Origin of the sequence: Brevibacterium album DSM 18261, assembly GCF_000426445.1 — a bacterium.
Taxonomy (GTDB): Bacteria; Actinomycetota; Actinomycetes; order Actinomycetales; family Brevibacteriaceae; genus Brevibacterium; species Brevibacterium album.
This window is the reverse complement of the sequence record NZ_AUFJ01000011.1, coordinates 211,661-223,803: the sequence shown is the minus strand read 5'-3', so window position 1 is coordinate 223,803 and position 12,143 is coordinate 211,661. Positions and strand designations below refer to the sequence as shown.

The 12,143-nt window shown below is 72.1% G+C and carries 9 protein-coding genes; 8 read left to right on the top strand and 1 reads right to left on the bottom strand.

The window, feature by feature from the left end:
• The first annotated feature begins 7 nt into the window (after positions 1 to 7).
• The 6 genes from K318_RS0108305 to sfnG all read left to right on the top strand — a co-directional run bounded on the left by K318_RS0108305 (position 8) and on the right by sfnG (position 7,594).
• A complete protein-coding gene (locus tag K318_RS0108305; protein ID WP_035281142.1) occupies positions 8 to 940 on the top strand; it encodes an ABC transporter ATP-binding protein in 933 nt (310 codons plus the stop codon).
• A complete protein-coding gene (locus tag K318_RS0108300) occupies positions 937 to 1,644 on the top strand; it encodes an ABC transporter permease (RefSeq protein WP_029089152.1) in 708 nt (235 codons plus the stop codon). Before K318_RS0108305 ends, K318_RS0108300 begins: the two co-directional genes overlap by 4 nt.
• Positions 1,645 to 1,686: 42 nt before the next feature.
• Positions 1,687 to 2,643 carry a COX15/CtaA family protein gene (locus K318_RS0108295; RefSeq protein ID WP_029089151.1) on the top strand — a complete coding sequence of 319 codons (957 nt, stop codon included), beginning with the start codon at positions 1,687 to 1,689 and terminating at the stop codon, positions 2,641 to 2,643.
• Complete coding sequence (locus tag K318_RS0108290; protein ID WP_245579814.1) at positions 2,640 to 4,367, top strand: ABC transporter ATP-binding protein; 1,728 nt, start codon at positions 2,640 to 2,642, stop codon at positions 4,365 to 4,367. Before K318_RS0108295 ends, K318_RS0108290 begins: the two co-directional genes overlap by 4 nt.
• Positions 4,364 to 6,265 carry an ABC transporter ATP-binding protein gene (locus K318_RS20365; protein ID WP_035281140.1) on the top strand — a complete coding sequence of 634 codons (1,902 nt, stop codon included), beginning with the start codon at positions 4,364 to 4,366 and terminating at the stop codon, positions 6,263 to 6,265. Before K318_RS0108290 ends, K318_RS20365 begins: the two co-directional genes overlap by 4 nt.
• Before the next feature lie 156 nt (positions 6,266 to 6,421).
• Positions 6,422 to 7,594 (top strand): dimethylsulfone monooxygenase SfnG, encoded by a 1,173-nt coding sequence (sfnG, locus tag K318_RS20360; RefSeq protein WP_051297712.1) that lies wholly within the window; start codon positions 6,422 to 6,424, stop codon positions 7,592 to 7,594.
• A 119-nt stretch (positions 7,595 to 7,713) separates the two neighbouring features.
• Here sfnG and K318_RS0108275 read toward each other — a convergent pair whose 3' ends face one another.
• The gene (locus K318_RS0108275) at positions 7,714 to 8,718 is read right to left on the bottom strand and encodes a heme o synthase (RefSeq protein ID WP_211233304.1); all 1,005 of its coding nucleotides are present in this window, start codon (positions 8,716 to 8,718) and stop codon (positions 7,714 to 7,716) included.
• Between the two features lie 177 nt (positions 8,719 to 8,895).
• On the opposite strand from K318_RS0108275, the gene tkt reads away from it, so the two are divergent.
• On the top strand, positions 8,896 to 11,028 hold the full coding sequence (gene tkt / locus K318_RS0108270) for a transketolase (RefSeq protein ID WP_029089148.1): 2,133 nt from the start codon (positions 8,896 to 8,898) through the stop codon (positions 11,026 to 11,028).
• A complete protein-coding gene (gene tal / locus K318_RS0108265) occupies positions 11,025 to 12,140 on the top strand; it encodes a transaldolase (RefSeq protein WP_029089147.1) in 1,116 nt (371 codons plus the stop codon). Before tkt ends, tal begins: the two co-directional genes overlap by 4 nt.
• Positions 12,141 to 12,143 lie beyond the last annotated feature (3 nt).

The following is a 12,143-nucleotide window of genomic DNA, read 5'->3' as shown; positions in this document are numbered from 1 at the left end:
TGGCGCTATGACGACTGTGCCCCCGCGCCTCGACGTGCCGCTGAGCATCGAGAGCCTCTCCCTCGCGTACGGGAGCCGCACCGTCGTCGACGGCGTCTCCCTGCGGGTGGGCCCCGGCGAGGTGCGGGCGCTGCTGGGCCCCAACGGCGCCGGCAAGTCCTCGACCATCGCCTGCGCCGTCGGCCTGCGCCGGCCCGCCGCCGGCCGCATCCGGATCTTCGGCGCCGATCCTCTCACACAGCACTCGGTCACCGCCGCGCACGCCGGGGTCATGCTCCAGGACGGCGGCCTGCCCATGTCGGCCAGGCCCCTGCAGATCCTCAGGCACCTGGCCCGCCTCTACAGCGCGCCCGCGGACGTCGGCGAGCTCGCGGAGCGGCTCGGCATCGACCAGTTCGCCCAGCGCTCGGTGCGGCGGCTCTCCGGCGGCCAGCGCCAGCGGGTCGCGCTCGCGGCCGCGCTCATCGGCAGGCCCCGGCTCGTGTTCCTCGACGAGCCCACGGCCGGCCTCGATCCCCAGGCCCGCATAGCCGTCGACGAGGTCATCGCCCGGCTGCGCGGGGAGGGCGTCGCGATCGTCCTCACGACCCACGACATGGCCGATGCCGAGCGCCTCGCGGACACCGTCACGGTGATCGACCACGGACGCGTCATCGCCGAGGGCAGCGTCGACGAGGTCGTGGGCACCACGGCGCACCGCACCGTGCGCATGGTCGCGGAGGCCGAGCCGCCGGAGGGCTTCCTCATCGCGCTCGCGGCCGAGGGCGTGCTGCACGCCGACCGCACCGTGCTCACCCTCGACTGCGGCCCGGACCCCGATGCCCTGCACCGGGTCACGGGCCTGCTGGCCGAGCACCGCATCGCGCTGCGCTCCCTCGAATGGCGCGGCCGCTCGCTCGGCGACGTGTTCCTCGAACTCACCGGGAGGGCGCTGCGGTGAATCTCACACTCCGCCGGGTGCTCGCGCAGACCCGCTTCGAGACCCTCACGGTGCTGCGCAACGGCGAGCAGCTGCTGCTCGCCGTCATCCTGCCCCTCATCGCCCTCGTGGGCCTGCCGCAGATCGGCCTCGCCGGCGTGCAGACGGCGGCAGCGGGGGTGCTCGGGCTGGCCGTGGCCTCGACCGCGTTCACGGGGCAGGGCATCCAGACAGCCTTCGACCGCCGGTACGGGGTGCTCCGGCAGCTCGCGACGACCCCGCTGGGCGCCTCGGGCGTGATCGGCGGCAAACTGGGGGCGGTGCTGTGCGTGCTCGCCGTCCAGACCGTGCTCGTGCTCGTATGCGCCGCGGTGCTCGGCCTCGACCCCGCACCCGTGAGCTGGACGGGGGTCGCGCTCGCCCTCTTCGCCGGCTCGGGCGCGCTCGTGTCCTGGGGTGTGCTCATGGCCGGGACCCTGCGGCCGGAGGCCACCCTCGCGGTGGCCAATCTGCTGTGGGTCCTCATGGCGGCGGCCGGCGGCCTGCTGCTGCCGCGCGAGGGCCTGTGGGGCCAGCTCGTCGGCTGGCTGCCGCCCGGCGCGCTCGGCGAGGCCCTGCGCGCGGCCGTGACGGCCGGGACCATCGCCTGGGTCCCCCTCCTCGTGCTCGCGGCCTGGGCACTGGCAGGCGCCCTGGCCGCGCGGCGCTGGTTCTCCTTCGACTGACCGCTCCGACCGACCGCACCCCTGGAAGAGAGGCATCCCGCTGTGACCACCGGCACCCGCGACACCACCCCCCTGCACCGGTCGCTCGCCTGGGCGATGCTGGCCGCGCAGTCCCTCATCGTCCTCACGGGTGCGCTCGTGCGGCTCACCGGCTCCGGCCTCGGCTGCGCCGAATGGCCCACCTGCAACGACGGTGCCCTGGTCCCCTACGGCGATCTCTCGATGCACTCGGCGATCGAGTTCGGCAACCGGCTCCTCGGCGTCGCCCTCGGCCTCCTGGGCGCCGTGACGATCCTCTCGCTGTGGACGTCCCGCCGCCGTCGCCCGGATCTCTTCTGGTACGCCGTGGGCCTCACGGCCGTCGTGCCGGTGCAGGCCGTGCTCGGCGGGGTCTCGGTCCTCACCGAGCTCAACCCGTGGATCGTCGCCGCGCACTTCTTCCCCTCGGCCGCCGCCGTCGTCGCGAGCGCCCTCTTCGTCCGCCGCACCCGCGATTCCGGCCTGCCCGGCGTCCCCGTGGGCAGCCGGGCCCAGCGCGTCCTCGCGTGGGCGGCCTTCGCCCTCGTGTGCATCGTCGTCGTCATGGGCGTGCTCGTCACGGGCGCCGGACCCCACGCCGGTGACGAGATCAGCGCCCGCAACGGCCTCGACACCCTGCTCATGGCCCGTCTCCACGCCGCGCCCGTCTGGGCCCTGTGCGCGGTGCTGATCGGTCTGCTCGTCCTCAACCGCAGGCAGGCGCGCACGGAGCCCGCCGAGGCTCGCCGGATGCTCACACCCCTGCTCACCACCGTCGGCGTCGTCGCTGCCCAGGGCGTGGTGGGCTACGTCCAGTTCTTCACGGGTGTGCCGTGGATGCTCGTCGCCGTGCACATCGTCGGCATCTGCACAGTGCTCGCGGCCGCGACCTGGCTCCTCGACGCCCAGTACCGGAGGCCGGGTCTCCGGCCTGTGCCGCAGGGGGCGGACGCACCGGAGCCGATGCGGGAGCCGGCATGAGGATGCTGGCGGAGCTCGTCCGCCGGTACGTCCTGCCGCAGCGGAGCCTCCTCGCGGCGATCCTCGTCCTGCAGATCGCCCAGATCCTCGCGACGCTGTGGCTGCCCACGCTCAACGCCTCGGTCATCGACGACGGCATCGCCGCCGGCGATGTGGGCCTCGTGTGGCGACTCGGCGGGCTCATGCTCGCCGTCGCGCTCGTCCAGGTGATCGCCAATGTCGTCGCCGTCGTCGCCGGTGCGGTCGTCGCGATGCGCGCGGCCAGGAGCCTGCGCAGCGGCGTCTACGGCTCGGTCATGGACTACGGCGGTGCGGAGCTCTCCCGCTTCGGCTCCTCCAGCCTCATCACCCGCGCCACCAATGACGTCCGCCAGGTGCAGATGCTCATCGTCATGGCGCTCACGATGGTCGTCATGGCGCCCTTCATGGCGCTCGGCGGGCTCGCGATGGCCCTGAGCCAGGACCTCGGCCTCTCCCTCGTCATCCTCGCCACGGTCGCGGTGCTCATCGCGGTGCTCGTGCTCGTCGTGCGGCGGATGGTGCCCTCCTTCCGGGTGATGCAGGAGCGGGTGGACGCCGTGACCTCCGTCGTCTCCCAGCAGCTGGGCGGCCTGCGCGTGATCCGCGCCTTCACCGCCGAGGACCGCGAGCGCGCCCGGTTCTCCGCCGTCAACAGCGCCCTCACGGATGCGGGGCTGGCGGTGGGGCGCTGGTTCGTCCTCCTCTTCCCCGCCGTCATGGGCATCGTCTCGCTGGGCTCGGTGGCGGTCGTGTGGTTCGGCGGCCTGCGGGCGGACGCCGGCAGCCTCGACGTGGGCGTCGTGCTCGCCTTCGTCCAGTACCTCATGCTCATCCTCATGGGTGTGACCTTCGTCGCCTTCATCGGCATGATGATCCCGCGCGCCGAGGTCTCGGCCGGGCGCCTCGTGGAGGTGCTCGACGCGGAGGTCGCGCTCGATGCGGAATCGGGCACCCTCGAGACCGTGCCCGAGCCCGGCGCTCTCGAGCTCGACCGCGTGACCTTCTCCTACGCCGGTGCCGCCGCCCCGGTCCTGCGCGAGGTCACCGTGTCCGCCTCCCCCGGCGAGGTGCTCGCCGTCATCGGGGCGACGGGCTCGGGGAAGACCACGCTGGCGCAGCTCGTCCTGCGCCTGCTCGAGCCGACCTCGGGCACGGTGCGGGTGGGCGGCGCGAACGTCTCGGCGCTGTCCCCGGCCGCCTACGGCGCGCAGTTCGCCTATGTGCCGCAGACTCCGCAGGTGCTCGGCCGCTCGGTCGCGGACAATCTGCGCCTGGGTGCGCCGGAGGCCACCGACGCGGAGATCCGCGCCGCACTCGAGGCCGCTCAGGCCTGGGAGTTCGTCGCCGAGCTGCCCGAGGGCTCGGACACCGTCCTCGCGCAGGGCGGCCGGGACCTCTCCGGCGGGCAGCGGCAGCGCATCGCGATCGCGATGGCGCTCGTCCGCCGGGCTCCCGTGCTCGTCCTCGACGACAGCCTCTCCGCCCTCGACACCCGCACGGACGCGGCGGTGCGGAGGGCGCTCGCCGGCGTCGAGTCCACGGTCCTGCTCATCACCCAGCGCGTCTCCGCCGCCGAGGACGCCGACCGCGTGCTCGTCCTCGACGACGGGGCGCCTGCCGGTCTCGGCACGCATGCGGAGCTGCTCGCTTCCTCCCCCGTGTACGCGGAGATCGTGGACTCGCAGACGGGAGCCGCGGCATGAGCCAGGCGCAGGGCCCCAGGCCGGGGCAGAAGGCGACGCACTTCCGGGCGACCGCGCTCCGGCTGCTGCGCATGTTCCGCCCGCACACCGTCGGCATCGCGTGCGCCTTCGCCGTGCTCGTCCTCGCCACCGTCGGGACGGTGTGGGCACCGCTGCTCATCGCGCGGGCCACCGACCTCGTGTTCGCCGGCTGGCTCTCCCGGGGCATGGACCCCGGTGCGGATCGCGCTCAGGTGCTCGGGCAGCTGCGTGCCGAGGGCGAGGACGAGCGCGCGGACATGCTCGCCCGCCTCGACTTCACCCCGGGGGCCGGAGTGGATCTGGGCGCCCTCGGCCGGGCGCTGCTGCTGGCCGCGGTCGTCTACATCGTGGCCCAGGTGTGCCTGTGGGCCGGGGGCTGGCTGCTCAACGAGGCGGTGCAGCGCACCGTCCAGCGCCTGCGTGAGCGGGTCGAGCAGAAGCTCCATCGCCTGCCGCTCGCGGTGGTCGACCGGTCGAAGAAGGGCGATCTGCTCTCCCGGCTCAACAACGACGTCGACAACCTCGCCAATGTGCTCAGCCAGAGCGCGCAGCAGCTGTTCACGGATGTGCTCATCCTGCTGGGCACGCTCTCGATCATGTTCGCGCTGTCCTGGCGGCTGGCCCTCATCGCGCTCGCGGTGATCCCCGTGACCGCGCTGCTGCTGGGTGTCATCGGACCGCGCTCGCAGCGGGCCTTCGCCGCGCAGTGGGAGCGCACGGGCGCACTCAACGCGCACGTCGAGGAGTCGATCGCCGCGCAGCAGCTGCTGCGCGTCCACGGTGCGCGTGCCCGGATGGCGGACGAGTTCGAGCGGAACAATGCCGAGGTGTACCGCGCCTCCGTCACAGCGCAGTCGCTCAGCGGCACGATGGGCCCGGCGATGCAGTTCGCCTCGAACCTCGTGTTCGTGGGGATCGCGATCGTGGGCGCCGTCCAGGTGGCCGGCGGGGCGATGACGCTGGGCACCGTCCAGGCCTTCCTCCAGTACTCGCGCCAGTTCTCCCAGCCCCTCGCCGGCCTCGGCGCGATGTTCGCCCAGCTGCAGTCGGCCGCGGCGAGTGCGGAGCGGGTGTTCGAGGTGCTCGACGAGCCGGACGAGGAGCCCGCACCCGAGCGCGCGCTGACCGTGGCCCGCGGGCGCGTGGAGTACCGCGGCGTGGACTTCTCCTACGATCCGGAGACGCCGCTCATCCGCGGGCTGGACCTCGTCGCGGAGCCCGGATCTACGGTGGCCATCGTCGGCCGCACGGGAGCGGGCAAGACCACGCTCGTGAACCTCCTGCTGCGGTTCTACGATGTGGACGCGGGCGCCGTGCTCATCGACGGGACGGACATCCGCACGGTCTCGCGCACATCGCTGCGCATTCCCATCGGGATGGTGCTGCAGGACTCCTGGCTGTTCGAGGGGACGATCTTCGACAACATCGCCTACGGCCGCGAGGGGGCGAGCCGCGAGGAGGTGCTCGCCGCCGCCCGCAGCGCCTATGTGGACCGCTTCGTCTCGCACCTGCCGGACGGCTACGACACGATGCTCACGGAGACGGCGGACAACGTCTCCACCGGTGAGCGTCAGCTCATCACGATCGCGCGCGCCTTCGTCTCCGACCCTCGCGTCCTCGTCCTCGACGAGGCCACGTCCTCGGTCGACACGCGCACGGAGGTGCTCGTGCAGGAGGCGATGGGCCAGCTGCGCAGCGGGCGCACGAGCTTCGTCATCGCCCACCGGCTCTCGACGATCCGCAACGCGGATGTCATCGTCGTCATGGACGCGGGCTCCATCGTGGAGCAGGGCTCGCACGAGGAGCTCATGGCCGCGGGCGGTCACTACGCCGCGCTGCAGGCCGCCCAGCACGCGGGCGAGTCCGCAGAGGGCTGAGCGCTCTCACCTCCATGCCCCCGCCCCTCCATGACGGCAGGTGACGTCCCATGACGTTTCCGGGGGCGATCGGAGGCTGTGCTCATCGGAGCGCTCCACAATGATGCGGATCCGGCCCCTCCCGGAAGCCGGCCCTCACACAGAAGGAGTCCCCGCATGTCCGCCCCCTCCACCTCTGCCGAGGTCTCGCCCTGGGCCGATCTAGCGACGCCCCTGAAGTTCGCCTACTGGGTGCCCAACGTCTCCGGCGGACTCGTGATCTCCCAGGTCGAGCAGCGCACGGACTGGGGCATCGACTACAACCGGACCCTGGCCCGGACGGCAGAGCGCCTGGGCTTCGAGTACGCGCTCACGCAGACGCGCTACCAGGCCAGCTACGGCGCCTCCCAGCAGCACGAGGCGACGAGCTTCTCGCTCGCCCTGCTGCTGGCCACCGAGCGGCTGAGGGTCATCTCCGCGGTCCACCCGGGCATGTGGCATCCCGGAGTGCTCGCCAAGTTCATCAACACGGCCGACCAGCTCTCCGGCGGCCGCGCTGCGGTGAACATCGTCTCGGGCTGGCTCAAGGCCGAGTTCACCGGGTTCGGACTGCCCTGGCTCGAGCACGATGAGCGCTATGCGCGCACGGAGGAGTTCATCCGCGCGCTCCGCGGTCTGTGGACGGAGGAGGGCTATGCACAGTTCGGCCGCCACTACGCGATCGACGGCGTGACCCTGCGCCCGGGGCCTGCCGACCTGCCGGGACGCGCGCACCCGGACATCTTCTTCGGCGGCAATTCGACCGCGGCCCAGGCGACGGCGGGTCGCGTGGCCGACTGGTACTTCTCGAACGGCCGCACGCTGGAGGGCTACCGGGACAATGCGGCCGGGGTCATCGCGGCCGCGGAGTCCGGTGCGCGCACGGCCTCCGCCCGCCCGCGCTTCGGCATCAACGGCTTCGTCATCGCCCGCGACACGGAGGCCGAGGCCCATGAGCAGCTGCGGGAGATCGTCGCCCACGCGCACCGGCCCGCCGTCGAGGGCTTCCGGGATTCCGTCCGGCAGGCAGGCCGGAGCACCGGCGATGGCAGGGGCATGTGGGCGGACTCCTCCTTCGAGGACCTCGTCCAGTACAACGACGGCTTCAAGACCGGCCTCATCGGCACCGACGAGCAGATCGCGGAGCGCATCGTCGAGTTCAAGAAGCAGGGCGTGAACCTGCTGCTGACCGCCTATCTGCACTTCCAGGAGGAGCTCACGCACTTCGGCGAGGAGATCATCCCCCGCGTGCGCGCACTCGAGGCCCAGCTCGCCCATGAGCACGGCGTGGACTTCGCCGAGGCCGCCTGAGCTTCGTCACACCTGCCTGCACGCCCAGTTCTCACGCAGACGCCCAGCTGTCCGACCGAACAGCTGGGCGTCTGCGAGAAAAGTGGCTCAGGGGTGCACCGAGCTCTGCGCTCAGCGCGTCACATCCAGGGGTTGACGAAGGGGTCGATCGCGACGGCGAGGAAGAGCACCGACAAGTAGGTGATCGAGGCGTGGAAGACGCGCATCGCCTTGAGGCGCGTGCCGGACAGACCCCGGTTGGCGCGCTTGATGAGGCCGATGCACTCCCACATGAACCAGGCGCCGGAGAGGACGGCGACGGCGATGTACAGCGGCCCCATCGGAGCCAGCGGCACGAGTGCGAGCGAGGCTGCGATCATCGCGACGGTGTACCAGACCATCTGCGAGGCGACATTGGCCGGCGGCACCTTGTTGGGCAGCATGGGCACATCGGCGGCCTCGTAGTCGGCCCTGTACTTGATGGCCAGCGGCCAGTAGTGCGGCGGCGTCCAGAAGAACACGACGAGGAACAGCAGCAGCGGCTCCCAGCCCAGCGAGCCCGTGACCGCGGACCACCCGATGAGCACCGGCATGCAGCCGGCCGCCCCGCCCCACACGATGTTCTGCGAGGTGCGGCGCTTGAGCACGAGCGTGTAGAAGACGGCGTAGAGGAGGATCGCGACGGCCGTGAGGCCCGCGGCCACCCAGTTGGTGAAGCCGCCCAGCCAGAAGATCGAGCCGAAGCCCAGCACGAAGGCGAAGATCGTGGCCGCTCGCGGCGTGATCTCTCCGGTGACGAGCGGCCGGTTCTCCGTGCGCTTCATCTTCGCGTCGATGTCCCGGTCCGCGATGCAGTTGAACACCGAGGCCGAGGCCGCGGCGGCGGCACCGCCGATGAGCGTGTTGAGGACGAGCCAGAGATCGGGCAGCCCGCGCGCGGCGAGGAACATCACAGGGGCGGTGGTCACGAGCAGGAGCTCGATCACCCGCGGCTTGGTCAGCGCGATGTAGGCGCGGATCGTGCCGCCCACCGTGCCGCGCCCGCGTGCGCCGGCCAGCTTCTCGTCGATTGTCCGCTGCAGCGGTCGCTCGTCGGCCGTGCCGGCCGTGGCGCTGGTCGTCGCGGAGTGCGGGGAATGAGACACGAGCGTCCTTCGCACCTTCCTGTTTCAGGGAACGTCCAGGCGATTCTATCCCTTGTAGAAGAGTTCCGCACAACCTCGCGGGGAGCGGTGCGCCACATGCCCCCGCACGCACGCTCCCAGCCGGTAAGCTGAGGTCCGTCGTCACCTCAAGCCCTATGCAAGGAGCACTTCGCGCGCATGACAAGCACGAGCACACTCGAGTGGTCAGACCTGGACGCGAGGGCGGTGGACACCGCTCGCCTGCTGGCCGCCGATGCCGTCGAGAAGGCCGGCAACGGCCATCCCGGCACCGCCATGAGCCTCGCGCCGGCCGCCTACTACCTCTACCAGCACGCCATGGTCCACGATCCCGCCGATCCCCGCTGGGTCGGCCGCGACCGCTTCGTCCTCTCCGCAGGGCACTCGAGCCTCACGCAGTACGTGCAGCTCTACCTCGCCGGCTTCGGCCTCGAGCTCGACGACCTCAGGGCCCTGCGCAGCTGGGGCTCGCTCACGCCCGGCCACCCCGAGGTCGGCCACACCGACGGCGTCGAGATCACGACCGGCCCGCTGGGCTCGGGCATCGCCTCGGCGGTGGGCATGGCGATGGCCGCCCGTCGCGAGCGCGGCCTCTTCGACCCGGAGGCGCCGGCGGGTGAGTCCGTGTTCGATCACCGCATCTACGTCGTCGCCGGCGACGGCTGCCTCCAGGAGGGCGTCTCCTCCGAGGCCTCCTCGCTGGCGGGCACGCAGGAGCTCGGCAATCTGATCCTCATCTGGGACGACAACCGGATCTCGATCGAGGACGACACCAGCATCGCGTTCACCGAGGACGTCGAGGCCCGCTACGCCGCCTACGGCTGGCACGTCCAGCACGTCGACTTCACGGGCCGCACCGACGGCCGCGGCAACCCCGGCGCCGGCGAGTACACCGAGGACCTCGCGGCCCTCCATGCGGCCGTCGAGGCCGCGAAGGCCGATCCGCGCCCCTCCTTCATCCGGCTCTCGACGATCATCGCCTGGCCGGCACCGGGCAAGCAGAACACGGGCGGGGCGCACGGCTCGGCCCTCGGGGCCGAGGAGATCGCTGCGACGAAGGAGCTCCTGGGCTTCGACCCCGCCGCCTCCTTCGCCGTCGAGGACGCAGTGCTCGCACACACCCGCGGCCTGCGCGAGCGCGGTGCGGCCGCGCACGCGGCCTGGCGGGAGCGCTTCGACGCCTGGCGCGCCGCCCAGCCCGAGCGCGCGCAGCTCTTCGACCGCCTGCAGTCGGGCGCGCTGCCCGCCGGTCTCCGCGAGGCGCTGCCCGAGTTCGAGGCCGGCTCCAAGATCGCCACGCGTGCGGCCTCGGGCACGGTCCTCAATGCGCTCGCGCCCCTCATGCCGGAGCTGTGGGGAGGCTCCGCGGACCTCGCGGGCTCGAACAACACGCTCGTCAAGGGCGAGCCGTCGTTCCTGCCCGAGCACCGCTCCTCGGCGATGTTCCCCGGCACCCCCTACGGCCGCAACCTCCACTTCGGAGTGCGCGAGTTCGCCGCGGGCCTCGTCTGCAACGGCATCGCCCTGCACGGTCCCACCCGCCCGTACAACGGCACGTTCCTCGTGTTCAGCGACTATCAGCGCCCGGCCGTGAGGCTCGCCGCGCTCCAGCAGGTGCCGAGCATCTTCGTGTGGACGCACGACTCGATCGGCGTGGGCGAGGACGGTCCCACCCATCAGCCCATCGAGCACGTGGGCACGCTCCGGGCCATCCCCGGCGTCGATGTGGTCCGCCCGGCGGATGCCGCCGAGACCGCCGAGGCCTGGCTGAAGGTCCTCGAGCGCACCGACGGCCCCTCCGGCCTCGTCCTCAGCCGTCAGGGACTGCCGGTCCTCGACCGCAGCGAGCTCGCACCGGCGACCGAGACCCGTCGGGGCGCCTATGTCCTCGCCGAGTCCGCGAACGAGGCCACGGGCCTGCCGGACGTGCTCCTGCTCGCCTCCGGGTCGGAGGTCCAGCTCGCGCTCGCCGCCCGCGAGGCGCTCGCGGGCGAGGGCGTGGCCGCCCGCGTCGTCTCCGTCCCCTGCATGGAGTGGTTCGACGCGCAGCCGGCGGAGTACCGTGAGGCCGTCCTTCCCGCCGCCGTGGCCGCCCGCGTGAGCGTGGAGGCCGGCGGCGCGCAGAGCTGGCACCGCTGGCTCGGCACCCACGGCGTGCCGGTCTCGATCGAGCACTTCGGCGCCTCCGCTCCCGGTGCGGAGCTGTTCGAGCGCTTCGGCTTCACCTCCGGGGCCGTCGTCGAGGCGGCCCGGACGACACTGGCCGCGACGCGGACAGGAGGACCGGCATGAGCGGACCGCTGCACTCCCTGAGCGAGGCGGGCGTCTCCGTCTGGCTCGACGACCTCTCCCGGTCCCGGCTGGACTCCGGCTCGCTCGCCGCGATGCTCTCCTCGCACTCGATCGCGGGCGTGACGACCAATCCGACGATCTTCGCCCAGGCCATCTCGCAGGATCCCGCGTACGAGCCCCGGCTCGCCGAGGCCGTCGCGACCGCGGGCGCCGAGGCGGACCCCGAGGAGCTCATCGACCTCCTCACCGTCGCCGACGTCCAGGACGCCTGCGATGCCCTCCGCGGGGTGTACGAGCGCACCGAGGGCATCGACGGCCGGGTGTCCCTCGAGGTCTCCCCCGTCCTCGCACACGACGGCGAGGGCACCATCGAGGCCGCCAAGCGCCTCGCGGCCGCGGTCGGCCGCGAGAACGTCATGATCAAGATCCCGGCCACGGAGGCCGGCCTCTACGCGATCCCCCGCGTGCTCGAGGCCGGCATCAGCGTCAACGTCACGCTGGTCTTCAGCCTCGACCAGTACCGGAAGGTCGTCGAGGCGTATCTCACGGGCCTCGAACGGGCGCGCGAGCACGGGGCGGACCTCTCCTCCATCGCCTCTGTGGCCTCCGTCTTCGTGTCCCGGGTGGACGCGGAGATCGACCGCAGGCTCGATGCCCTCGGCACCGAGGAGGCCGCGGCCCTGCGCGGGGGCGCGGGACTGGCGAACTGCCGGCTCACCCACCGCGTGCAGTCGCAGGTCTTCGACTCCGAGCGGTTCCGCGTCCTCGCCGCCGCGGGGGCCCGCATCCAGCGCCTGCTGTGGGCCTCGACCGGAGTGAAGGATCCGGCGTACCCGGACACCATGTACGTCTCCGGGCTCGTCACCCCCGGCACCGTCAACACGATGCCGGAGAAGACCATGGAGGCCTTCGCCGACCACGGCGAGGTGCCCGCCGACACCATGCCCGGCGCATACGCGGCCGCGGATGCGCACTTCGACGCGCTCGCCGGTCTGGGCATCGACTACGCCGAGGTCATGGACAGGCTCCAGACGGAGGGGCTTGAGAAGTTCTCCGCCAGCTGGACCGAGCTGGTGGACGTCGTCGCCTCGCGTCGGGCGGACGCGGTCTGAAGG

Coding starts and splice junctions, on each gene's coding strand:
- K318_RS20365 (WP_035281140.1), top strand. CDS start 4,364: ATGAGCCAGGCGCAGGGCCCCAGGCCGGGGCAGAAGGCGACGCACTTC.
- tal (WP_029089147.1), top strand. CDS start 11,025: ATGAGCGGACCGCTGCACTCCCTGAGCGAGGCGGGCGTCTCCGTCTGG.
- tkt (WP_029089148.1), top strand. CDS start 8,896: ATGACAAGCACGAGCACACTCGAGTGGTCAGACCTGGACGCGAGGGCG.
- K318_RS0108290 (WP_245579814.1), top strand. CDS start 2,640: ATGAGGATGCTGGCGGAGCTCGTCCGCCGGTACGTCCTGCCGCAGCGG.
- sfnG (WP_051297712.1), top strand. CDS start 6,422: ATGTCCGCCCCCTCCACCTCTGCCGAGGTCTCGCCCTGGGCCGATCTA.
- K318_RS0108305 (WP_035281142.1), top strand. CDS start 8: ATGACGACTGTGCCCCCGCGCCTCGACGTGCCGCTGAGCATCGAGAGC.